Origin of the sequence: Methanomicrobium antiquum, assembly GCF_029633915.1 — an archaeon.
Classification (GTDB): domain Archaea; phylum Halobacteriota; class Methanomicrobia; order Methanomicrobiales; family Methanomicrobiaceae; genus Methanomicrobium; species Methanomicrobium antiquum.
In genome coordinates this window covers 1,528,272-1,551,240 of sequence record NZ_CP091092.1, presented here as the reverse complement: position 1 = coordinate 1,551,240, position 22,969 = coordinate 1,528,272, and the positions used below count along the sequence as shown (strand labels likewise).

The 22,969-nt window shown below is 38.1% G+C and carries 20 protein-coding genes and 2 tRNA genes; 10 read left to right on the top strand and 12 right to left on the bottom strand.

Annotated features, from left to right (window positions below; all coding sequences use genetic code 11):
• Positions 1-23 precede the first annotated feature (23 nt).
• The 5 genes from L1994_RS07700 to L1994_RS07680 form a co-directional block, all read right to left on the bottom strand.
• A tRNA-Ser gene (locus L1994_RS07700) sits at positions 24-107 on the bottom strand.
• Between the two features lie 518 nt (positions 108-625).
• Positions 626-1,624 (bottom strand): deoxyhypusine synthase, encoded by a 999-nt coding sequence (locus tag L1994_RS07695; RefSeq protein ID WP_278098868.1) that lies wholly within the window; start codon positions 1,622-1,624, stop codon positions 626-628.
• 265 nt (positions 1,625-1,889) lie between these two features.
• Positions 1,890-2,672, bottom strand: a complete 783-nt coding sequence (locus L1994_RS07690) for a CBS domain-containing protein (RefSeq protein WP_278098867.1) — start codon at positions 2,670-2,672, stop codon at positions 1,890-1,892.
• A 408-nt stretch (positions 2,673-3,080) separates the two neighbouring features.
• Complete coding sequence (locus L1994_RS07685; RefSeq protein ID WP_278098866.1) at positions 3,081-3,953, bottom strand: CBS domain-containing protein; 873 nt, start codon at positions 3,951-3,953, stop codon at positions 3,081-3,083.
• 306 nt (positions 3,954-4,259) lie between these two features.
• Complete coding sequence (locus L1994_RS07680; RefSeq protein ID WP_278098865.1) at positions 4,260-4,829, bottom strand: CBS domain-containing protein; 570 nt, start codon at positions 4,827-4,829, stop codon at positions 4,260-4,262.
• A gap of 281 nt (positions 4,830-5,110) precedes the next feature.
• Here L1994_RS07680 and L1994_RS07675 point away from each other — a divergent pair, with 281 nt between their 5' ends.
• From L1994_RS07675 to L1994_RS07665, 3 genes are read left to right on the top strand one after another with little or no spacing between them, the layout of a single operon-like run.
• Positions 5,111-5,752, top strand: coding sequence for an Era-like GTP-binding protein (locus tag L1994_RS07675; protein WP_278098864.1), 642 nt, complete (start codon positions 5,111-5,113; stop codon positions 5,750-5,752).
• A gap of 5 nt (positions 5,753-5,757) precedes the next feature.
• On the top strand, positions 5,758-6,138 hold the full coding sequence (locus tag L1994_RS07670; protein ID WP_278098863.1) for a DUF2073 domain-containing protein: 381 nt from the start codon (positions 5,758-5,760) through the stop codon (positions 6,136-6,138).
• Positions 6,139-6,171: 33 nt separating this feature from the next.
• The gene (locus L1994_RS07665) at positions 6,172-6,558 is read left to right on the top strand and encodes a Zn-ribbon domain-containing protein (RefSeq protein WP_278098862.1); all 387 of its coding nucleotides are present in this window, start codon (positions 6,172-6,174) and stop codon (positions 6,556-6,558) included.
• A gap of 407 nt (positions 6,559-6,965) precedes the next feature.
• On the opposite strand, the gene L1994_RS07660 is transcribed toward L1994_RS07665, so the two are convergent.
• From L1994_RS07660 to L1994_RS07650, 3 genes are read right to left on the bottom strand one after another with little or no spacing between them, the layout of a single operon-like run.
• Complete coding sequence (locus tag L1994_RS07660) at positions 6,966-8,561, bottom strand: PKD domain-containing protein (protein WP_278098861.1); 1,596 nt, start codon at positions 8,559-8,561, stop codon at positions 6,966-6,968.
• A gap of 9 nt (positions 8,562-8,570) precedes the next feature.
• Positions 8,571-9,425, bottom strand: a complete 855-nt coding sequence (locus tag L1994_RS07655; protein ID WP_278098860.1) for a type IV pilin N-terminal domain-containing protein — start codon at positions 9,423-9,425, stop codon at positions 8,571-8,573.
• A 7-nt stretch (positions 9,426-9,432) separates the two neighbouring features.
• Entirely contained in the window at positions 9,433-10,371 is a 939-nt protein-coding gene (locus L1994_RS07650) for a hypothetical protein (protein WP_278098859.1), read from the bottom strand.
• 174 nt (positions 10,372-10,545) lie between these two features.
• Between L1994_RS07650 and lysS the strand changes: the two genes are divergently transcribed.
• From lysS to uppS, 3 genes are read left to right on the top strand one after another with little or no spacing between them, the layout of a single operon-like run.
• Positions 10,546-12,081: a lysine--tRNA ligase gene (lysS, locus tag L1994_RS07645; protein WP_278098858.1), complete on the top strand. Its 1,536-nt coding sequence runs from the start codon at positions 10,546-10,548 to the stop codon at positions 12,079-12,081.
• Positions 12,071-13,042, top strand: coding sequence for a radical SAM protein (locus tag L1994_RS07640; protein WP_278098857.1), 972 nt, complete (start codon positions 12,071-12,073; stop codon positions 13,040-13,042). The genes lysS and L1994_RS07640 overlap by 11 nt, the downstream gene beginning before the upstream one ends.
• A gap of 20 nt (positions 13,043-13,062) precedes the next feature.
• The gene (gene uppS, locus L1994_RS07635) at positions 13,063-13,815 is read left to right on the top strand and encodes a polyprenyl diphosphate synthase (protein WP_278098856.1); all 753 of its coding nucleotides are present in this window, start codon (positions 13,063-13,065) and stop codon (positions 13,813-13,815) included.
• Here uppS and L1994_RS07630 read toward each other — a convergent pair.
• The gene (locus L1994_RS07630) at positions 13,803-14,291 is read right to left on the bottom strand and encodes an undecaprenyl diphosphate synthase family protein (RefSeq protein WP_341275786.1); all 489 of its coding nucleotides are present in this window, start codon (positions 14,289-14,291) and stop codon (positions 13,803-13,805) included. The two genes, uppS and L1994_RS07630, sit on opposite strands and share 13 nt — an antisense overlap.
• A 235-nt stretch (positions 14,292-14,526) precedes the next feature.
• On the opposite strand from L1994_RS07630, the gene dph5 reads away from it, so the two are divergent.
• The 3 genes from dph5 to L1994_RS07615 all read left to right on the top strand — a co-directional run bounded on the left by dph5 (position 14,527) and on the right by L1994_RS07615 (position 16,972).
• Positions 14,527-15,279: a diphthine synthase gene (dph5, locus tag L1994_RS07625; RefSeq protein ID WP_278098855.1), complete on the top strand. Its 753-nt coding sequence runs from the start codon at positions 14,527-14,529 to the stop codon at positions 15,277-15,279.
• The gene (locus L1994_RS07620; protein ID WP_278098854.1) at positions 15,276-15,860 is read left to right on the top strand and encodes a DUF357 domain-containing protein; all 585 of its coding nucleotides are present in this window, start codon (positions 15,276-15,278) and stop codon (positions 15,858-15,860) included. Before dph5 ends, L1994_RS07620 begins: the two co-directional genes overlap by 4 nt.
• Before the next feature lie 62 nt (positions 15,861-15,922).
• Positions 15,923-16,972, top strand: a complete 1,050-nt coding sequence (locus L1994_RS07615; RefSeq protein ID WP_278098853.1) for a lysylphosphatidylglycerol synthase transmembrane domain-containing protein — start codon at positions 15,923-15,925, stop codon at positions 16,970-16,972.
• Positions 16,973-16,992: 20 nt separating this feature from the next.
• Here L1994_RS07615 and ppcA read toward each other — a convergent pair whose 3' ends face one another.
• Positions 16,993-18,471, bottom strand: coding sequence for a phosphoenolpyruvate carboxylase (ppcA, locus tag L1994_RS07610; RefSeq protein ID WP_278098852.1), 1,479 nt, complete (start codon positions 18,469-18,471; stop codon positions 16,993-16,995).
• A 486-nt stretch (positions 18,472-18,957) separates the two neighbouring features.
• Here ppcA and L1994_RS07605 point away from each other — a divergent pair, with 486 nt between their 5' ends.
• A complete protein-coding gene (locus tag L1994_RS07605) occupies positions 18,958-21,717 on the top strand; it encodes a tubulin/FtsZ family protein (RefSeq protein ID WP_278098851.1) in 2,760 nt (919 codons plus the stop codon).
• A 43-nt stretch (positions 21,718-21,760) separates the two neighbouring features.
• On the opposite strand, the gene L1994_RS07600 is transcribed toward L1994_RS07605, so the two are convergent.
• Positions 21,761-21,832, bottom strand: a tRNA-Ala gene (locus L1994_RS07600).
• Positions 21,833-21,940: 108 nt separating this feature from the next.
• Positions 21,941-22,951, bottom strand: a complete 1,011-nt coding sequence (locus L1994_RS07595) for a transcription initiation factor IIB (RefSeq protein WP_278098850.1) — start codon at positions 22,949-22,951, stop codon at positions 21,941-21,943.
• Positions 22,952-22,969 lie beyond the last annotated feature (18 nt).

The following is a 22,969-nucleotide window of genomic DNA, read 5'->3' as shown; positions in this document are numbered from 1 at the left end:
TCACAGTGAGATTTGCTCGAAAGCGTTGAGGGAGGGATTTGAACCCCCGAGTCCCAAGGGACACGGGGTTAGCAACCCCGCGCCATGCCTGGCTTGGCTACCTCAACAGAGTAATCTCGCATCTTTCGACACTCGCAACACCAAAGATATGTGTTGCTCCATGAATGTTGCTTATATAGATGGGTATGATTTACTATTAAGGGTTGTGGTTTAACAATTGTCCTCTTGTAGATTTTACAGAGAATTTAGAAAAAACGTTCATGAAACTAAGGCTTCATGCAACAGTTTCATGTAAATCACAAAGTGATTTTGATGGTAAATGCAATATTGTTATTGTTCTTCATACAAGAAAAAGTTCATGAAACATTTGCTTTATCGCAGTTATAAAAAATTATCTTTATGATTTTTCTGATTTAATTAATTTTCAATAATCTAATCGTGATTTACCATGAAACCGGTCCATGAAAAATTTGTTTCATGAATGTTTTTTCAATAATTCAATCATGAATATCTGTTTAAACTGCAACAAAACCATTTGAATTTAAAAAACAGTTAAATTAAAAGAAAATATGTTCTGGTATGGAGTTAGTACTGCTAAATGAGTTATTACTGCTAAATAAAAAAGCTAATTTTTCTGTCCTGCACCAGTCATTTTTCTGACATCCGGTATATTTTTCCTGATCGGATTTTTGGATACAAGACCTGATACTACAACAGGAAGTGCTATTGTCGCATCGCAGAAGCACTGAACATTTCTGCAGTCCGGTGTTTCTTTTCCCCAGCTTATTGCCTCTTCAAAAGTGCATCCGGAAAGTCCGCCCCAGTGCGGGGAATCGGTTGTATATTGTATGGCGTAATGATGCCCTTCTTTTCCGGCATCATGAATGGATGCGATTACCTGCGTTTGCTGAATGAAATTTTTAGGAACGCCTCCGCCGACATATACTACTCCGGTTCTGTCTGAGAGTTCGACAATTCTAGTAATCTCATCTACATCTGCAATCTGATCAACAGAAATATCAGCTCCTTTTCTTCTTGCCATTAAAAGTCCTATCCCTATTGATGAATCACATATTGCCGGAATAAATACGGGAACGCCTGCCTTTGTACATTCAGAAAGAACTGATTTTCCTTTTGGATTTTTCATGAGAAGCCATTTGCCAAGCTTTTCTGTGAAATCTGATGATGATGCACAGTATGGAGATATTTCTTCTGCAAACCTGGATATTGCCAAATCCACATCACGAAACTCATTTTCGTATGCAAAAACATCATATATCCTGTCTATTCCTTTTGAGAAGAGTTCAGTGTCATCAACATTATGATGCCCGCGGTAATGACGTACATTTAAGTGTTCACAGGCATCATGAAACATATTTGCGCCTGTTGATACAATCACATCAATATAACGCCTGCTTACAAGCTCACACAGTAATGCCTGCATTCCTGCGGGAATCATCGCCCCTGAAAGCCCAAGCAATATAGTGCATGATTCATCTTCTATCATATGTTCCCATACACCCAGTGACTCTCCAAGTTTTCTCCCCTGAAAACCTGTGTGGCTCATATTTTCAAGTAGTTTTGAAATATCCTTTTCTGGAATTGCAGAATTAATTGTTTTCATCTGTATCTCCGGTTAAATCTACCTTATGTTTCCTGATTAAATTCTTAGATTAATAATTAGCTATGAAAGTTATTTCGTACCTTACATAATAAGTTTGCATGAAATATAATTTCATGAACTTTTTTTTGAAAAGACTAAGAAATGACTAAGTAAAAAGACTAAATTTGATGAGTCCCGGAATTCTTCTTCAGATTTTAGAGATTTTAAAAGCGCAAAAAAAAATTAGGATTTTTAGTTTTTTTAATTAGCTTTTCCTTTGCATCTTTCAAAGTGCAACTAAAAGTGCATCTTTTGAAATAATTCCTACAAGTCTTCCATCCTTTAAAACAGGTACAGAACTTATCTTTTTTGTAATTATTAAGTCCTTTATTGCATCAATGTCTGTTTCAACATCAACAGCAAGTGCAGGGCTTGTCATAATATCGTTTACAAACAGATTTCTGACCTGATACTCCTGATGGTTATCTCCGACATTCTCACGGAAACTGCGCATCGATTTTGCAATATCGGTTTCGGTGACAACTCCGACAACATCTCCTTTCTCCTCATCAATAACCACATATTTGGTTACGCCTTCATCCATCATTTTTCTTCTAAGATGGACTACACGCTCACCAGGATGTATTGTATGGGCTATCTGCATAATATTTTCAACCGATGCTTCGGGAAGCATAACTGATAAAAGGTCAGTTGCATCCACCTTTCCAACAAGCCTGTGTTCCTCATCAAGTACTACAACAACTTTGTACTCCTGAAGCAGTGGAATTAATAATTCTGCATCCTGATCAGGATATGCTGATGTGAAATTCTCATCTGTCCTGTTTGCCACATGAATTTTTGTTGGAGAAATGGCAGAGGTTTTTTTGCTTCCCAAAATGTCTGCAATTGACTTTCTGGATATTGTGCCGGCAACACCTCCGTTGTTTGTTACAATCAGGGGATCTACGCCCAAATCAAGCATTTTATCGAGAGCTTCAGTAATTACTGCAGATTTTGCAATAGTTACAGGTTTTGACATAACATCTTTTATCAGTAATTTTTCACTCATTTTTTTCACCTCTAATAGGTTATTTTAATTTTATTCTCTGACATGTTCTCTGTCTTTTCTCCATTCTACCACTCATGGCGCCTGAAAGATAAGGCCGGTTGAACTGATTTTTTTCACATAGTGCCTTTTTATAAGACATATTCTTTTGAGTTTAGCAGAATATGACTGTAAATATAAGTCCTGCACCATTTTCCAGATCATTGCCGGTTTGTATCTTTCTGTTTCTGATGGATGCGCCAGGTGAATAAACCTGTTAATAGATCAGGATTTGATTTTTGCCTCCTTAGAATACGTAATCTTCCTGTGATAGATAACATTCCCGGTTGACATTTTTTATTTACAATTTTTTTTGCAAGTCGCTTTTTTAGTATTTTCCTTCAAATTTAAATTTATAATTTTAGTCTTCATTTAACCCTGATTTTTCTCAATAGATAGAGCTTTTACAAGATCAAATTCTGTTATCACACCTATAAGGTGTGAATTTTCAATTACAGGAAGTGCTCCTACTCCTTTTCCAATCATTTCCTGTGCAACCCTGCTTATGCTCTCATCAGGAGATGTTGTATATAAATCCCCATTTATGAGTTTTCTAATTGGGACAGACATGACGTCTGATACATCTCCGGTAACCATTTCCTTAAAGACATCCCCGTTGCCAACATATTTCATAATATCCATTGCGGTAACAATCCCAAAGAGGACATCATCGGAAACAACAGGAAGTCGGCGGAATTTCTTCTTGATCATCTCTCTTGTAACACCACATATTGTTGCGTCAGGTGAAGTTACATGCGGACTTTTTGTCATTATGTCTGAGACAGAAAGATAATTCGGTGTTTCACAGAAAACTTTTAAAATGTCTCTTTCTGTGACAATTCCTCTTAATATTCCTTCATCATCAACTATTGGGATACCTCCGCATTTTTTGTTGACAATTGTTGCCGCGACATCAATGACTTTGGCGCTCTCCTTAAGAGTCAAAAGCTTAGTGCTCATTATCTCACGAACGCTGTCGTTTAATGCCGCAATAATATTTCCTTTGTGCTTTCCGGAGACCAGATTGAATTTTTCACCGCCTCCCATAAAATTAATGATATCTCCTGCTGTTACAATTCCGATTATTTTGTTTGTTCCGGGGTCAGTTACAGGAAGTCGGCGAAATCCCTTTTTGGTCATCAATTCAACAGCACCTATGATGCTGGTTGTCGGAGAGACTGAGATAACATCACGGGTGGCAATATTTAATAGTTCATAGTTGTGGTTTTTCACATCCTTTTGCATGAAATCATTTCCTTTTATAAATACCGGACAGAGGTTTATGCACTGTAAATAATCCCGGTATGTTTCAATTTCAGTTTCTTATGCACAGGAAAAACCCTGCCTGAAGATATTATTTTTTCAGCTTTAAAAGACATGGGGGGGTATTAAGAATTTTACCTGATTCGCATTGATTTAACAGGTTTTTTTTTATCATCCTTACTTTATCATGTCTTTTATAAGGTTTTTCTTTGATTTTCAAATTCCTTATTTTAATTCCTGTTTTCATTAATTTTTTTTTAAATTGATGTTTTATTTAGTTCCCAAATGTCAGTCAGTATCGTCACTTTGTTTGCATTCGGGGCAGACAAGCCTTCCGTCTTCAGCTGTAAGACTGTCTGACATCTTTCCACAGATATCACATACTCCGGTCATTGCCTCATCATAATTATGATTTACTTTTATTAGATCAGACATTATTTCGTTTAGTTCATTTGAGACAGAAAGTATGTCACGTACTGTGACAAGACCTATTACTTTTTGATTTTCAACAACGGGTAGTCTTCTCACCTTGTTTTTGACCATCATATGAGTTGCGTCCCCTACTGTTTTTTCAGAATCTATTGTAATAAGGGGGGTGCTCATAATTTCACTTACATAAACATCTGCCGGCTTTTTATTAAGTGCGACAACCTTGCATGTAAGATCCTCTTCTGTGACAATACCTTTGGGTATATTATTTTGCAAGACTATACAACTACCCACTCCGTTCTGGCACATTTTTTCCGCCGCCTTCCATACGTTTGCTTCGGAACTTATAGTGACAGGGTTGTATCTCATGACTTCCTTTACAGGAACATCAATACTAAAGTGGTTTGTGTCAATTCTGTTATCACTCATATGATCACCTCCGTCTTCTGCCCGGTTAAGGCATATTTCACCTCTCATTGCAGAAGAGAGGGCTACAAACTATCCTATGATCCTGTCAGTATAAAAGAGTAATGACATTTTTTTTTCATAAAATCCAAATAATAATTAAAGACAAAATGTATATCCAGATTGTTATGAATGACAGCACAACCTAATAGAAATCTTATTCACCAAAAGAAGACATGATATTATTCTATATTGTACATTATAGATATACCATCTAAAAGTAATAAAAACGGAGATATAATGCTATGAATTTTTTCGTAAGAACGAGACAAAAGTTTTCAAAAATAATAACCGGGCTTTTTAAGAAAAAGCAGATGAGAATTGGTATTTATGGTCCCCCCAATGCCGGAAAAACCACTCTCTCCAACAGAATTGTGCGTGACTGGACAGGAGATGCAATAGGGCCTGTAAGTGAAATTCCGCATGAAACACGCCGTGCACGTCGAAAAGAAGGAGTTAAAATATCTGACGAGAAGGGAAATTCAATAAACATTGATATTGTGGACACTCCCGGAGTTACTACAAAAATTGACTACAAAGAATTTTTAGAATACGGAATTGAGCAGGACGAGGCTGTTGTAAGGGCACGTGAGGCAACAGAAGGCGTTGCAGAAGCTATGCACTGGCTTCGTGAGGATATTGATGGTGTCATCTACATGCTTGATTCAACACAGGATCCCTTTATTCAGGTAAATATTATGCTTGTGGGAATCATAGAAAGTCGTGATCTTCCGGTAATCATTGTTGCAAACAAAAATGATCTTCCAGATGCATCTTCGGCAAGAATTAAAAGTGCTTTTCCACAGCATCCGGTTATATCCATTTCAGGTCTTGAAGGCAATAATGTAGAAGAGCTTTATGAAAAAATGATTGAATACTTTGGGTGATTTGGATGATTCAGGGTGTACAAATTGATCTTATCTCTTCAGAACGTCTTGATCATCTGACAACTCTTGAAAAGATAAGACTTATTCTGGATGAGGTTATGGAAGGAAATGTTGTTGTTCTTGAAAAAGGCCTGTCTCCTGATGAACAAAGCCTTCTTATTGAGACCACAATGCGTGAAATAACCCCTGACGGATTTGCAGGAATTGAGATGGAGACATATTCTGCAGGCAGTAGCGAGCACACAAAATCAGGCGGTCTTTTTGGCGGCATCTTCGGAAAAAAAGAGAGCAGTACAGGTCGTCTGACAGTTATTGGGCCTGCAAACCAGATGAAGACTTTAAAAAAGGACAAAGATCTCATAAGCACATGGGTATCTTCAAGATAAATTTGAATAATCTTAAAAATAGGGGAGAAGTAAATGCCGCATAAGTGTACTCAGTGTGGAAGGGAGTTTAAGGAAGGCTCCACTGAAATATTAAAAGGCTGTCCAAGCTGCGGCGGCAAAAAATTTCTTTATGTCAGACGCGATGATGTCCATAAAGATGTTTTGGAAGAGAAATCTATAGAAAAGCTTGCTGAAGAAAGAAATGAAGAAATAATTGAGATAAAACCTGAAAAGAAAGAAAAAACAGAGATATATGACAGAATTGAAAGCATAAGAGTCATCAGCCCCGGTTCATATGAGCTTAATATCGAAAAGCTTGCAAAAGGCGATGATATGATTATGCAGATGGGTTCTGACGACAAATATATTGTAGATATTCTTTCAATGGCAAAATCAAAAAAAGAGAAGAAAAAGAAATAATAAAAAAATTGTTTTTATGTTTTTTGCCTGACTTGGGACAATAAATTTTGTTACCCTTGATATCTTAAAATAATTTTTTTCACAATAAACTTATATGAAATTATATTTTCTGCAACAGTTTCATGTAAGTTACGAAGTAATTTTCATGTGAATTAAATTAAACAATAATTTAGCTCTTTGGCTAATTGTGTGTAGTTTTTGAAACTTTTATCAAGACATCTGTTTTCTCTACTGGCCTGTAACAGAATCCTTAAACCAACTGATAGATTCACAAAATTTTGTGACTGAATTAAAAACTTAAACCGGTCAAATTTCACCTATACAAAATAGCAAAGAATCATATTGGTCAGGTGGCAAACTTGGGATTGAAAATATTAATATAATAAGAATATATTAAATTCTAATTATCAGAATGGATAATTGTCAGAATCTGAGATATAATCAGATAAATTTCTGAATACAACATTCGTTCCGCCGCTTATAACAAAAAAGCCATTTTTTGCAATGACAACTCCTTCAAATGTCGCTCCGCCTCCGTCAAAAGTAACTTTTCCGTTTGGAGCGAACAAAATCCCTGTCACAAAACTATCACCCAGATCTGTGAGTGAAATATCTCCATTTGCCGCAACAATCACAACATTTTCTGCTGAGGATATCCAGCCCGAAGAAGAGTAACTATCTGCATATATCTTCAGACCGTCAGAAAGTGTTCCACCTGACATATATTCTCTTGAGGTGTACCAGTCAGAAGTTTTTGCCGACGGGATTTCATAATCAGGCATATCAATGACTGTTACAGAATCGACCTTTATACACCTGTCAAGAATATTCTGTGGGTAGTATCCGGGATGAGTTATAGTCCCTGTGTAATAAATATTGGAGGCAGAATCAAAGCTGGGAGTCCAGCCCAGTTCCAAATTGCCGTTTACATAAACATCCCCGTGTATATTTGCATCTTTTATGGCAAAGTCACCGTTGACGTATAAATCACCATATACCTCACGATCCCCGCTCCACAAAGTAACATCTCCATTTACCGCAATTACACCTGGATATTCCTCTGAACCCAGATTTGCACTCCCTCCGTCAAGGTATACCGGCCCGTCTATATATATATTTGAAGCAGAAAGAGACGCTCCTCCGTTAAGATCTTCTGTAGTAATCCCTCCACCTTTTACAACAATTGTAGAACCTGAACCTGTAACCGTTCCTCCCTCAAACTCTAGTTGATATCCATAGACAAAAACATTCTCATTGATTATATAATCTACAAAAGACAGCGTTACATTGATATAGCCGGTTTTTATTTCTATGTCGGAGCCTCCTGCATTTGTAACAGTAAGTGATACTGTATAATTCCCGGCCTCTGTGTAATTATGTAGAGGATTCTGAGCATTTGAGGTAGAGTTGTCGCCAAAATTCCAGAACCATGATGTGGGTGAACCTGTTGAAAGATCAGTGAAATCTACACTTAGTATTGTCTTTCCTGATAGAGGATACCCAATGAAGTCTGCCACAGGTGGAATTGTTATAGTTGGAGTTGGTGTCAATGTCTGTGTGGGTGTATGTGTAGAAGTTTGTGTTGGAACTACTCCTGCGTTTTCATCCATATATATGACAGTCGGATTATCAGGATTTTGATTGCTTAAAATTGCCACAAAAGGAATTTCTGGCCGATTCCATGCCATTCTTATTTCATCACTGCTTTCAAGTAAACTCCAGTCCTCATCTGAAAGCGTCTTAAAAGAGGATGTTGCCTCCTCACCATTTACAATAATAATTGTTGCCTCTCTGTAAAGAGTATCTCCACCCTCATTTTTTAGATAGAGATATTTTCCAGACTCATCTTCAACAAGCTCATGACTTATTAAAACAGCAGGAGTAGTATCTTTGCTAATCCCTGACAGAAATGTTATTCCAACAGATCCAATTACAACAGCAATAACGGCAATAAGTATTATGACGCCGACTAAATCAGTGATAGCATCTAAATTCCTGAACATAAAAAAAACCTAATGAACTGCTATAAACTTTCCTGAAGTTGAATAAATCATATCTTCATTTGTGTTATTATATGCAATAATTGTCAATGTAATATTAAATGGCATGCTTCCAGAACTCATTGCATTCAAAGAGTTTTTAACAAGAGTTGCTTCAAAAAGACCGGATATGGTCTGATTTTTTGCCATCACGCCAACAAAAGGATTTCTATTCACATCATCATAATTATATATCACATAATGAACAGTGTCTGCTATAAATCCCTCTGATTCATTTATATTGGCAGCAATTTCATTATTCATTTTAACAAGGAAATTTCCATTTATTAATTGACTGTCATCTATAACTACAGGATTTACAACAATATCCTCATCAATATTATATATTATTCCTGTTCCCGGATCTCCTGTCACTCCTGATAAACTTCCCTCACCTGAATATAAAAGCGGAGTTGAAGAAAGAAGTGATTCCTGTCCTTTTCCAATGTATATCAATGATGCAGAAACAGGTTTTATTCCATTGGCGCTATAATCATAAACAAGAGATTCACCTGCCGACCACTCGGTTCCTCCTCCCTCCAAAAAAAATTCTGAAGTTTTATCTGTGTAACCGGATCCCAGATCAATCAACACTTTATAATCTCCTGAATTAAGACTGTCGCCGCCGTTATGAAAAATATAAAATTTGTTTAATAATGGATCATCTCCGACGAGAGTTTCAACCTGGGGAATAGCAATCTGAGATTCGCCTGAGAAAAAAACAACTGCTATCATCGAAACTCCGACAATTGCAAGAGAAATTAGGAGAATGACACCTATAAGTTCTGAAACGCCATTTTCATCAGGAATTATAATGTTTATCTTCATAAAAACCTCAGGTTATTCCGGATGCAACATTTGCAAGATCAACTGAAAATTCAGCATTATACAAATCAAATAAAACTCCTCCTTCGCCAGGACCTGATATTTCTATAGTAACTGTGTTATCAAGACGCGTTATTGTACAGTAACCTTCATAGATATTATTTCCCCGTCTGATTTGAGAAATGTATTTTTCCCACATCAGGGCTTCATAATTATCAGAGCAGGTGATAACAATTTTTAGATTATCGACAATCTGTGTTTCAGAGAATATCTGTGGAGTCTGCATAAGCCTTGAGTCAACCTTAAGTGAGCCGGAACCACTTACGGTTCTCATGCCGTTGATTTTTACTGGTGTTATTTGAATAGCAGTTTTTCCACTTACATTATATATTGAAAAGATAGGAGACACTCTGACTGTAATTCCACTATCCTGCCTCAAAAAAACTCCCCCCATCTGGTAATAATACTGCTGATCGATCCAGTAATTATTATAGGATATATAATTCAGAGAGCCGAGAGTTTCATTGTATATTGACTGACTATTAACTAAAATCTCAATATTGCCGTGATTTTCATCTGCTTCCATATATCCTGAAGAGGGTAAAGGGGTAAAAAATGGAACTATGCTATTATCTCCTGAATAGGTTCCTCCACTTGTTCCCAAATCAAATGATGTTCCAAGATTCACCCCATATACAGAAAATTGACTGTCGCCTTCAACTAAAACCTGATTATTATAGCTAACAGAATTTATCCATATGGAGTCAAGTGATATTTTGTAATCAACAAAACGGTTTTTTATATCATTCATATGTTCTATTTCATTTTCGCGTCCTTTATTGGGCACCTCGTATACAACATATAAAGACATTGCCATAACCAGGAGACCAAGTATTAAAATAAAGCCAACAACCTCAGAAAGTCCTTCTTCATCTTCAATAAATCTCATATAATTTACAAAATCCCTGGTAATTATTCAAATCTGCATACTCAACAGGCAATTAAATGGCTTTTTATTTAAATATAATTATCTCTTTTTCTGAATGCAATCGTATTATAGCTTAGGACTATTCAAACCTACATATTGTTAATCTAATACTGATAATATATAAGGCACATGCAAATGACAGGTGGAAACAATACTGAGAAAGTGCATTGGGCGGATGTCTGCGCCTCTGAAGTAATGCAGAACACATCACACCTAATAGCGACCGGAATTACACCTTCCGGGCCGATTCATATTGGAAACATGAGAGAAGTTGTAACAGGTGATCTTGTTTACAAGGCGATGATAAAAAAAGGTCTTAATGCTGAACTTATCTACAATGCCGATGACTTTGACCCTCTAAGAAAAGTGTATCCATTCCTTCCAAAAAGCTATGAACAATATATAGGTCTTCCAATATGCGACATTCCATGCCCCTGCGGAAAGCACAAAAGCTATGCAGAGCATTTTCTTGAACCCTTCTTAAAAGCACTTGAAGAACTTGATGTAAAGCCGACAGTTCTTCGTTCAAGCGAACTTTATAGATCAGGAAAGTTCACAGAGGAGATAAAAACAGTTCTTGAAAATGCGGCAGAGATAAAAGAGATACTGGAGCGTGTTTCAAGAAGAAAACTCCCGGACAACTGGGTACCGTTCTACCCGATATGTAAAAAATGCAAAAAAATAAGTAATGCTGAGATTTTGGGGCACGATCCAAAAAATCACATTGTAAAATACAGATGCGAGTGTGGATATGAGGGCGAATGTGACTACTCAAAAGGCGAAGGAAAGCTTGTATGGCGTGTAGACTGGCCAATGCGCTGGGCAAAATTAAATGTTACAGTTGAGCCCTTTGGAAAGGATCACTCTGCAGCGGGAGGTTCATTTGACACAGGAAAAGAGATTGTTGATAAAATATTCAAATCAAAGCCTCCATATCCTGTTGCATATGAATGGATAAGCCTTAAAGGAAAAGGTGCAATGGCATCCTCAACCGGAGTTGCAATTACAATAGATTCAATGCTTGAGATTGTTCCGCCTGATGTCTTAAGATATTTAATTGCAAGAAGCAAACCGGAAAAGGCAATCACATTTGATCCTGGAATGGGTCTTTTAACACTTATTGATGAATACGCAAAAGTGGCTGAAAAAGGAGACAGCCGCGAATATGAGCTTTCAAAAATATCCAGTGTTGCAACAGATATTCCTTTCAGACATCTGGTGACAGTCGTTCAGATAGCAACAGACGACAACGCAATAATTGATGTTTTAAAAAGAAGCGGGTATGATGTAAAAAACAAAGAAGCAGTCTTAAAGCGTGCACAGCGTGCAAAAATATGGATTGAAAAATATGCACCTGATATGGTTAAGTTCACTGTTCAGGAAAAACTTCCGCAGGAAGTGTATTCCATAAATGACAAGGAAAGATATGCTCTTGAAATTCTTGCCTCAAAGATGGAGGGACTTTCTGAATGGAATGCCGAAAACCTTCATAATGCAGTCTATAAAACAGGTGATGAGGCAGATACTAATCCAAAAGATATTTTTACATGCATTTACATGGCAATTCTTGGAAAAGAACGTGGCCCACGTGCCGGCTGGTTCCTGGAGGCTTTGGGGCGCGAATTTGTCACCAAAAGAATTGTTGAAGCGGTGAGTGCAGGTGCTCAGTAAGGGATGTCAGCAGTGTTATAAAGGCGGCAAAATGGTTCTTTTCATCACTGGAAAGTGTGAAAAAAATTGTTGGTACTGTCCGATATCTTATGAGAGAAAAGGAAAAGACGTAACATATGCAAATGACCGTCCGGTAAAAGATCCTCAGGATATAATTGAAGAGGCAAAAATGATGAGTGCGCTTGGAACCGGTATTACCGGCGGAGAGGCGCTATTGGAGCTTGAAAGGGTTATTTACTGCTGTCGGCTTTTGAAAAAAGAGTTTGGTGAAGAGCACCACATCCACCTTTATACCGGAACAGCGCCGGATCAAAATACTCTGTCAAAATTAAAAGGTCTTGTTGATGAAATAAGAATGCATCCGCCTCAGGAGGAATGGAAAGATATTTTATCTACAGATTATATGAAATCGATAAGGACTGCAAAAGAGATGGGTTTTGAAGTAACAATAGAAGTTCCCTCTCTTCCTGGTCTTGAATATCTGATACCTGCTCTTCCATATCTTGATTACCTTAACATAAACGAGCTTGAGTGGAGCGAGACAAACGCTGATGAAATGAGAAAGATGGGTTACAGCCTTGAAGATGACTATCATAACGCAGTCCCTGGCGCCAAAGAGTGGGCAAAAGAACTGATTTCAGCTGATAAAAAGGTTCACTGGTGCTCTTCAACCTTCAAAGACTCCGTTCAGCTTCGCGAGAGGCTTAAAAGAATAGCTAAAAATACTGTAAGATCCTTTGATGAAATAACAGATGACGGAACAGTAGTCTATGGCTATTGGGTACCTAAAGGAGAAATCCCTGAGGACCTGGAAGAAGACATGTATGAATCAACAGACGATCATATTGAGCTTTCATGGTGGCTTTTAACCGATTTCCCTGATGATTTTCCAGGCGAAAAAAAGATAATTGAAAGATATCCAAACGATGGTATGATTGTAGAGGTGACTCCGGTAAAGTGATTTTTAAGCCAAGAGAATTAGTGGATAAATTATATGAGAAGCATCTCTTAAAAAACATCAGACACATACCGCGTCATATTGCAATAATCCAGGATGGAAACAGAAGATTTGCAAAAGAGATGGGGATAGATGTTGCTTCAGGTCACAGGCTTGGTGCACAGACAACCGAGAAGGTTCTTGACTGGGCACGTGAAATTGGTGTCAGACACATAACCCTCTATTGCTTTTCAACTGAAAATTTTAAGAGATCAGAGTTGGAGCTTCGTGAATTATTTGATCTTTTTGCAGAAAAGGCGATTGCCGCCGCATCGGATGAAAGAGTGCATAAAAACAAAATCCGTATCCAGATGGTAGGTGACAGAAACATAATGCCTAAGGACTTAATTGAAAAGATAGAAAGGGTCGAAGAACTGACGCGAAATTATACAGCCTTTACAATAAACCTTGCGATAGCATATGGCGGCAGAAATGAGATTTTGTGTGCGACAAAGTCAATTTTAAGCAGTATTCATGAAGGAAAAATTAAGCCTGAAGAAATAGACAATAAAACAATAGAAGAAAATCTCTATCGCGAGATAAATCTGCCCGAAGTAGATCTTATAATAAGGACCGGAAATGAAAAAAGAACCTCTAATTTTCTCCCGTGGCTTGCAAACGGGAATGAATCCGCAGTATATTTCTGCGCACCATACTGGCCTTTGTTTAGAAAGATTGATCTGTTACGTGGAGTAAGACTCTACGATCAGCGTTTCTCAGAGAATCATTTGCCATAACGGCGCTTTCTCAATTGATAATCACGAAGAGCCCTTAAAAGATCAACTCTTCTGAATTCTTTCCAGTTTACATCTGAGAAGAATAATTCTGAATAGACAGATTGCCATATCAAAAAATCAGTCAGATGACTGCCACCGGTTTTTATGACAAGGTCTGGCTCAAATTTAAAGTTAAGGTAAGACTCTATTGTATTTTCAGAGACATCTTCGGGATTTATACCATCAGCCGCCATCTTTTTAATAGCGTTTATTATCTCTTCCCGTCCGCTCTTTCCGATTGCAACAGAAACATGCGCACCACTACCCAAAACTTCCGTCTTATCTTCATAGCATAAAGTAAGCTCAGCAATTTTGGATATCTCTTTTAGAGTATCAATATATTTTAAAATAGACTCTACAGAATCGGTGTCAATGTGAAAAATAATTTCAGAAATGCCAAATTTAATACACCATCCCGCAACCTTTTCTGGTTTCATTGGGGCCCCGGCAATATCATCATCGGTTATCATAAAACACACTGAATGCGGAAGATTTTTCAGCTCCCTTTTCAGTTTGCGTTCATAATAACGATGAATCACCATATCCCCGGTACCCCAAAGACATTCCAGTCGTTCGGATGTATGTCTGTGATAACTATCACAAACTAACTATTCTCTTTTTTCTCTTTGAAGATAAATACATACTATACGATTCTGAAATTAGAGGTGAAATATGCTAACATTCATAGGTCTTGGACTCTACGATGAGAAAGATATATCAGTAAAAGGGCTTGAAGCCATAAAAAGCGCAGATTCCATATTCTTAGAGGGCTACACATCCCGCCTTATGGGTGCGGATATTAAAAAGATGGAAGAGTATTACGGAAAAAAAGTGATTTTTTTGGGGCGCGATGACGTAGAAAAGCATCCTGACAATATTTTGGATTGCGCAGAGAGGGGAAGTGCTGTTTTTTTGACAGGCGGTGATCCTATGGTCTCAACCACACACTCTGATCTTAGAATCCGGGCGAAGATGAGAGGTATTCCAACACAGATAATACATGGTGCATCAATTCAGAGTGCAGTATGCGGCCTTTCAGGTCTGCAGAATTACAGGTTTGGAAAATCATGTTCAATTCCGTATCCTGAAAAAAACTGGTTCCCAACAACCCCTCTTGATACAATACTTCAAAATATTGAGCAGGACCTTCACACCCTGGTATTTCTGGACATAAAACCTGACAGATTTATGACCGTCGGAGAGGGTGTTTTATTGATTGAGCAGATGGCTGAGAAGAGAAATCTAAGTGCACCTCAAATTTTTGTTGGGATGGCAAGGGCAGGTTCAGCTGAACCCTATGTTTTGGCAGGCGATTCTGAGAAGTTGAAAAAAGCAGATTTTGGAGCGCCTCTTCATGTATTAGTTATTCCATCTTCACTTCATATGATGGAAAAGGAATATCTTGAGACTTTTGCAGGATTATGAATTCAAAGACAAAGCCTGAAATATTTGGAGAATTACTGGAAAATACCATTTCAGCCCTGATTGTTTATCCTTCTCCAGAATCGCCCTATTGGAAGGTTTCAGAAGAGATTTTGGAGATGGCTGTAGCTTATAGAAGAGACGGTCTGTCTTTTGCAGATAGGGGTGATTTGGTAAATGCACATGCGGCATTTTCATATGGTTTTGGATGGCTCGATTTTGGAATTTTATCCGGACTATTTTCCGGAGAAAAACCAGTTAAAAGAGTTCCTTTATTTGATGAGAATATGCCTGATGTTTTATTTCCCCATCTATTTGAAAAGACCAACAGATACAAAAATATGCTCTCAGAGGCAGTAATTTCAGTATCTCCGGCGCCTGATATTGAAAGTCCGCTTTATTCTTTTTCAAAGTCTGTTTTAAATTGTGCTGAAAATTACCTGAATTCAGGAGAAAAGTACAATTCCTGTGAAAATTTTGTAAACGCACTTGCATACTTCAGCTATGGGTACGGTATTTTGGATGCCGCAGTCAGGTCAGGACTTTTCATAATCGTTAAAAACAGGAGCCTTTTCACAGTGTAAACCTTAAAGGGTTTATAGGCAGAAAACAAACATTTTTGAAACATAATTATTTGGAGAAACGAATGGATAGAAATCAATGGAAGTGGCTGGCACTATCTGTTATTTTTAGTGTTGTAGTACTGGCTCTTGTTTTATACTTCACAATTGATGAAAATACAATAAATTACCTGACAAAATTACAGCCTCAATATCTTCTTGCGGCACTCATTCTGCATATTTTGTCGCTTTGTGCATGGGCTCTAAGATTAAAGTTCATGTCAAAGTCGCTCGGCTACAAAGTTCCTTTCCTGCACTGCCTTAACATGGTATTTGCAAATCTTTTGATTGCCGCAGTAACTCCTTCACAGGCAGGTGGTGAACCTGTAAGAATACATGAGCTTTACAGAGCTGATGTGCCTCTTGGTGATGCAACGGCAATAGTTATAATGGAAAGAGTTCTTGATGGAATTTTGCTTGGTATTATAGGCGGTGCTGCAATGCTTATGCTGTGGCTTGGATCAGAAGAGCTTGGTCTTTCAATTGCACTTCCGTTATTTTTCATGTGGGCCATGATAACCGGATTTGTGATACTCTTTGCTTACTCTGTTAAAAACCCGGTATTTCTTAAAAATCTGATTAAAAAATTTTCAGGCTGGTTTACAAAACGCTGGCATGCTGAAAAGGTGGAAAAATTCACAGGCAGAATCGACTCGGAAGTAGACAACTTTAATTCTGCTCTAAAAAATTATGTGAGCCATTCAAAAATAGGTCTTGTATGGGGAACACTTTTTACAGTATTTTACTGGTTTAGTGAATTTTTTATTGCGTCACTCATATTGATGGGACTTGGAGAAGGCCCGCACATTGTTGAGTCATTTGTTGCACAGATTATTATTGCAATTATTATGATGATACCTTTAACTCCAGGAAGTTCAGGTATTGCAGAACTTTCTGCAACATCACTTTACAGTCTGTTTGTTCCGTCATCAATCGTTGGTATTTTCGTTGTAATCTGGCGTATTTTACTCTATTATCTGAATATTTTCCTTGGTATATTTGGAACATTAATTATTGTAAAGCGGGAAGTTGTCAGAAAAGCCATTAAGGATAAAATTTCATTAAAAAGAGATTGAATTACAAAAAGGATTAAAAATTATCCTAAAAATTTTCTTTTGCTGGCGGCTCTTAAAATATAGGGTCCTGCTTCTTCAATATGGTTCATTGAAATTTTATCAAGTATTGTATCTGTTGCTTCTTTGTGATCAATGTCCAATTCAAAGTCTCCCAGTATCTCCTTTGCAAATTCAAAATCCTCTTTTGGAAGGTATGGGGAGTCCGGGTTTGCATATTGCATCGCGTCTGACAGGTCATCTTCAAAATGAAGATATATTTCACATAACTGCTCGTAATCCTTATCTGATAATGCTGAAATGCCTAAAATTTCAGGTGGGACTCCAAGTGAATAACAGGCCCCGGTGAATGTTATTGCACGTGGTAGATTTAGGCCATCGTGGTTTCTGGAGTATCCAAAAAGTCCTATGTGAAGTTTTCTTTTTCTTCTTCCAGGAATAAATTCAGCAGTCCGGTTTATAACAGGACATAGGCTTGCCAGTCTTTTGTTGTATTCAGAAGAGCACTTATCAAAAATTCCAAGACATGTATCAGTATCAACTATTTGTGACCGGCCCGGTGTTCTTTCTTCAAGTTTTCTTATGCCTTCACGCACTTCATCTGCCGGATAGTCATATTTAAATGCCGACTGTATTGTAAATGTATGTACGCCTGGGTATTCCTCTACAACTCCTTTTATATTGCCTGGATGTAGATTTCCTCTGAAAGGTGCAGAACCAACACCTATTATCGGATATATTGGGGTGCCTGATGTTTCAGACAAATCCTCAATTTTCATCAAAGCAATTTTGTTTAAGATTACTGCTCCGATATTTCCGTAATTTATCGCAGGATCAGAGCGTGCGAAAAATACCCGCTGATAATCAAGATTTTTATTGTCAATATACCTGCTCACAATCTCGTCAGATTCAAGCATACTCTGTTTGTCCTCAAATAGGGGGATTACATTTATTTTTTCAGGCTTGAATTCACCAATCCAGTCTGAAATTTTGATATCACGCCCTCCGAGCCGCATGTGCTGTTTTCCAACGACAAAATCACAGTAATACTGGTAGATGTTATCTATTGATGTATATGATGTTGTCATAGGAAGTATAACTTCAAATATTGGCGGAATTTCATTTCCGTAAAACAGTTTTGCAATATCAAATGAGCGTGGGATGCTCTCTAAGGTTTCAAGAAGTATTTTTGCTTCTGTTTTCTCTATTTCAGGATTTGGGAGTCTTAATGTTAAAAATAAATCCCTGCCAAGTTGTTTTTGTGTAAAATATGAATCATATTTTGAGAGAAGTTTTTTTACAACAAAATTATCAACCTCTTTTCCCTCACAGTCCCACATCTGTTCCCTGCAATACAGATGTGAATAGGCATAATAAGCCTCCAAAACCTCTTCTTCCCCTCCAAGAAGCGGACTGCATGAAAAAAAAGGAGTATTTACATTGTCAGGGTGCTGGGTACTCATGGTTTTAGGAATTTCGTAACAATTTTGTACATTCTTCATAAATTTCACCTGATAAATTTAGATGTCAACCTTAATTTAATACTTGGTTGACAAGGATTTGGCAGACGAAGATTAGCATAAAAATTCTGATACTGCTGAGAAATAATAATAATATGCTGAGAAACAATTTTTGATGTTTTTTTATTTTGTCAGTTGTTTGATGTAAATTCTGAATATTACAAATAATAACATCTTCTTAAAAAAAGTCCATGAAATTATATTTCATGCATGGGTTTCATGTGAGTTACGAAGTAACTTCATGTAAAAATAAGTATAAACAACGACAATTATTAGCGTTCAAAAACAAATTATATATCAGTAATTTTCCGGCATGTAAAATAAATCATGTAGAATACTTCTGCAGGATGTCAGACACTGCAACCGGAAAGTATATGAAAATTGCATGATTTGTAACTAATATTGCAAATAAGTGGTCTAAACGGCATTAGAATACAGGCGGGAAAGTAAACCCCCAAAACTTAAATTATGAGGATACTTGCTATAGGTGTCGGCGGTGCAGGTTCACGAATTGTGGATCAGCTTTACTATCAGGATAGAAAAAGCAGCGTAAGCTGTATATCCCCTGTTGTAATTGATACTGATGGAAATTATCTCTCCCAGCTTAGAAATCTTCCTGAGGATTCAAAAATCTTTTTTCCAGCTCTTGACCCTGATGTCCACTATGACATAATGTCAACTGTTGATGTAAGTGAAATTATGTCAAACATCAAAAAGTTAGACACTGTTAATCTTGATGCATTAATGGTATTCTCCGGTCTTGGCGGAAATGTGTGTGATATCGTTCCACATCTCATTGAAGAGATAAGAAAAGCCTTTTTTGAGCCTGTATTTGCGGTCTGCACACTTCCATATCTTCGTGAAGGTCGTGCTATTGCTAAAAAGGCCGCTGACGATCTCGATAAAATAGAAGAATGTGCCGATGCAGTAATTTTATTCGATAATGAAACCTGGTACAAAAAAATAAAGTCCTCATTTGAAACAACCCTCGATGAGCATGGAGAGCCGGTTGTAAAACCCTCTCCATTTGGAAAAATATTTCCTGAAAATCCCCGTGATATATACAGAATGCTTAATGAAAGAATTTCACGACAGATCGGGCTTTTACTTCGTGCGGGAGAATTCAATGAATCAGGCCTGGATTCAGCAGAGGTTGTTTTGGATGCAGGCGAAATTCTAAACACTCTCAAAGGAAACGGCATCACGGCAATAGGGTATGCTATTGAAAATCTGCCCTTTAACTGGATGGATACATTTGAAAGATTGCGTTCTGACACATATTTCAGTGAAGGATCACATAAGCGGGCGACAAGGATAGTTGCGCTTGCGAAGCAGGCTGTATATGAGGATATATCAATACCATGTGATCTTACAAGTGCTGACAAAGCTTTGATCTTAATTGCAGGCCCTTCCCATGAGCTCTCAATGAAGGGATTTCAGACTGTCAGGAAATGGATTGATTCAAGTATCGCCGGACTTGAAATGCGCTCAGGAGATTATCCTGTACGAAATACCCGTTTTGTGGGTATTATTATAATGCTTTCAGGAATCCACAATGTTCCGCGAGTTGAGGAGATCAAAAAATTAAGGGAAGAATACTTAGAAGAGCTTGCACAAAAAGAAAAGGAAGCAGAATATTCCCGTGTACTCGCAGAAGAAGAGGCACTGCTTTTGTCCGGAAATGAAAATGCAAATATTATAGAAATCTCCCGGAACACTCAGACTGATCCTTATAGTAACACTCAGACTGATCCTTATAGTGTACCCTCACCTGTTAATCAAAGAGTTGAATATCCTGAAAATCGTGGTTATTATGATCCGCCCTATAATCAGCCCTCAGATTATTCCCGGGCGAATTATGATGAACAGGCTCTTGAAGATGAGGCATGGGGTCTTATTGGAGGATACTCTTCGATTCCTCCAAAAAATCCGGGACACAATGAGAATATTCCCCCTATTATTGAAGACAATGGTTATCACATGAACAGACAGAATCCAAATCTCCCAAAAAAATACCCTGACGAAGATTACAGTAGAATTGATACTCCAAAAGAGCCTGTTTTAACTCTTGATATGATTGATTTCTTGGAGGATGAGTCAGGCGAGTGTGCTGAAGATTCCTCATCATATTTTAGAGGCGCAAAAGAGGATGATTCTGTTGTAGAAACTTCAATTTCATTTGTTGAATTATTAGATGACGATGATGAGGAGAATTTTGACGAGAGAACGCAAAATCTTGGCAATGCCAAAACTGCCACATTTTCCGATGCCGCGTTATCATATATTGAAGAAGAAGAAGAAGACGAGGATAACATACCCTTAACTTCGCCTGAATATGTGAGAAAACAGGAGCTTGAAGAGTACAAAAAAGAGATTATGGAATCAGCGCCTGTTAAGGAAAAGGAAAAACTCCATGATGACAAGATTGTGATTAGCGGGAAGAAAGAGAAGAAAAAGGATGAAAATCAGCTAAACCTGCCTGGAAGAAGTGAAAAGACAAATCTTGATATGACGCGTATGACGAGTGTTAATTTAGGAAATGCTCCTAAAGATTCAATTTTTGGAATCAAAGATATAAAAGGCCCCGGCCTTCCAAAGGAGAGAAGCGATGTCGCACGTGTTGGAGAGACTATAAGCATTGGCGGGCCTGTACAGCGTTCAAGTGACAAGTCTTTTTCAGCCGGCAGTTTTTCCGCAGGGTCAAGGATGCGTCCAAATGATAATGCTTTTTCGGGCGGCAAAATATCGGGCGGTTCTGTTATAAGGCCTAATGACAGTTCACTTTCTGGAAGAAAGGTCTCAATTCAGCCCAGTATAAAAGCTAAGGAAGGCAGTCTTTCAGGAGCAAAATTATCTGTCCGGCCGAATATCAAACCAAAAGACAATCTGAGTGGTGGCAAAATCTCAATGGGAAGTTCGGCCAAAAGGCCTGTTGAACTTTTATCGTCCGGAATTAAATCAAGCCCTGGTGTGAAGCCAAAAGAACTTTTGTCAGGAGGTATTAAGGCAGGGAATTCTTCAAAGCCCAAAGAGCTTCTCTCCGACAATGTAAAGATTGGCTCTGGTCCGAAAAGACCAAAGGAATCGTTGTCTAAAGACTTAAAAGTTGGAAAAAATCCCGGCCCTGTTCCGGGAAGTCCGACAAAAAAACAGCAATCCAGAGTATCTTCAGAGAAGAAGAAGAGCAGTTTTTCTAATGATGAGGATGAAGACCTCTTCTGGATATAAATATTATTGTTGGTTTTTTAAAAAGTTCCGGAAATTTTGCAAGTGGACCTGGCGGGATTTGAACCCGCGGCCTCTACGTTGCGAACGTAGCGATCTACCCCTGATCTACGGGCCCGAAATTGCCTGTCTTTGTTAATTGATAGAATAAAAATGCATGTGGCAAATGTGCATTCTGCACATTTTCATAAAATATTTTATTTGATTTTGTATAATTATCCTTTGATTAGAGAATAATTTCAATATCCAGTTTTTCTGCAAGTTCTTTATATCTGTTTCTGATTGTAACTTCAGTGACTCCTGCAACCTCTGCCACTTCGCGCTGTGTGCGGCGTTCTCCGCCGAGAATTGAGGAGATGTAAATTGCTGCTGCTGCTACACCGGTAGGGCCTCTGCCACTTGTAAGTTCTCTTTCTCCGGCCTGTCTTAAAATCTCAACTGCTCTTGACTGAACCTCTCCTTTGAGTGTCAGACCTGAACAGAAACGTGGAACATAGTCGATTGGTGATGTTGGAAGAAGTTTTAGACCAAGTTCTCTTGAGATGAATCTGTATGTCCTTCCAATCTCTTTTCGTGATACACGTGATACTTCTGCTATCTCATCAAGTGTTCTTGGAACGCTACACTGACGGCATGCCGCATAAAGTGCTGCTGCTGCTACACCCTCAATACTTCTTCCACGAATAAGGTTTTTGTCAACTGCATCACGGTATACTACCGCTGCTGTCTCACGGACATTTCTTGGAAGACCAAGAGCAGATGCCATTCGGTCAAGTTCTGATAAAGCGAATGCAAGGTTTCTTTCGGTAGCGTTTGATACTCGAATCCTTCTCTGCCACTTGCGCAGGCGGTAGAGTTGTGCACGATTTTTAGAAGAAATTGCACGTCCATATGAATCGCGGTTTCTCCAGTCAATCATTGTTGAAAGACCTTTGTCATGGATTGTGAAGGTCATTGGAGCACCGACACGTGAACGTTTCATTCTCTGATCGTGATCGAATGCACGCCATTCCGGACCTCTGTCTATGAACTCTTCTTCAAGAACTAGACCGCAGTTCTGACAGGTAAGTTCTGCACGTTCATAGTCATGTATAAGCTGACGACTGCCACACTCCGGACATACTGTCTTTGTGGTTTCTTCCTGTTTTTTAGCAAGTTTTTCTACCTGCTCGCCTGAACGGCTTTTTAGAGCCTCTCTCTGGCTCTGGAGTTGTTTTAATTTTTCAAGTTCCTGCATGATTTGTATCCACCCTGG

What these genes read in the sequence shown, in the direction of transcription:
- L1994_RS07695 (WP_278098868.1), bottom strand. Translation starts at nt 1,624, where the DNA reads ATGAAAACAATTAATTCTGCAATTCCAGAAAAGGATATTTCAAAACTA.
- L1994_RS07690 (WP_278098867.1), bottom strand. Translation starts at nt 2,672, where the DNA reads ATGAGTGAAAAATTACTGATAAAAGATGTTATGTCAAAACCTGTAACT.
- L1994_RS07685 (WP_278098866.1), bottom strand. Translation starts at nt 3,953, where the DNA reads ATGCAAAAGGATGTGAAAAACCACAACTATGAACTATTAAATATTGCC.
- L1994_RS07680 (WP_278098865.1), bottom strand. Translation starts at nt 4,829, where the DNA reads ATGAGTGATAACAGAATTGACACAAACCACTTTAGTATTGATGTTCCT.
- L1994_RS07675 (WP_278098864.1), top strand. Translation starts at nt 5,111, where the DNA reads ATGAATTTTTTCGTAAGAACGAGACAAAAGTTTTCAAAAATAATAACC.
- L1994_RS07670 (WP_278098863.1), top strand. Translation starts at nt 5,758, where the DNA reads ATGATTCAGGGTGTACAAATTGATCTTATCTCTTCAGAACGTCTTGAT.
- L1994_RS07665 (WP_278098862.1), top strand. Translation starts at nt 6,172, where the DNA reads ATGCCGCATAAGTGTACTCAGTGTGGAAGGGAGTTTAAGGAAGGCTCC.
- L1994_RS07660 (WP_278098861.1), bottom strand. Translation starts at nt 8,561, where the DNA reads ATGTTCAGGAATTTAGATGCTATCACTGATTTAGTCGGCGTCATAATA.
- L1994_RS07655 (WP_278098860.1), bottom strand. Translation starts at nt 9,425, where the DNA reads ATGAAGATAAACATTATAATTCCTGATGAAAATGGCGTTTCAGAACTT.
- L1994_RS07650 (WP_278098859.1), bottom strand. Translation starts at nt 10,371, where the DNA reads ATGAGATTTATTGAAGATGAAGAAGGACTTTCTGAGGTTGTTGGCTTT.
- lysS (WP_278098858.1), top strand. Translation starts at nt 10,546, where the DNA reads ATGACAGGTGGAAACAATACTGAGAAAGTGCATTGGGCGGATGTCTGC.
- L1994_RS07630 (WP_341275786.1), bottom strand. Translation starts at nt 14,291, where the DNA reads ATGAAACCAGAAAAGGTTGCGGGATGGTGTATTAAATTTGGCATTTCT.
- dph5 (WP_278098855.1), top strand. Translation starts at nt 14,527, where the DNA reads ATGCTAACATTCATAGGTCTTGGACTCTACGATGAGAAAGATATATCA.
- L1994_RS07620 (WP_278098854.1), top strand. Translation starts at nt 15,276, where the DNA reads ATGAATTCAAAGACAAAGCCTGAAATATTTGGAGAATTACTGGAAAAT.
- L1994_RS07615 (WP_278098853.1), top strand. Translation starts at nt 15,923, where the DNA reads ATGGATAGAAATCAATGGAAGTGGCTGGCACTATCTGTTATTTTTAGT.
- ppcA (WP_278098852.1), bottom strand. Translation starts at nt 18,471, where the DNA reads ATGAAGAATGTACAAAATTGTTACGAAATTCCTAAAACCATGAGTACC.
- L1994_RS07605 (WP_278098851.1), top strand. Translation starts at nt 18,958, where the DNA reads ATGAGGATACTTGCTATAGGTGTCGGCGGTGCAGGTTCACGAATTGTG.
- L1994_RS07595 (WP_278098850.1), bottom strand. Translation starts at nt 22,951, where the DNA reads ATGCAGGAACTTGAAAAATTAAAACAACTCCAGAGCCAGAGAGAGGCT.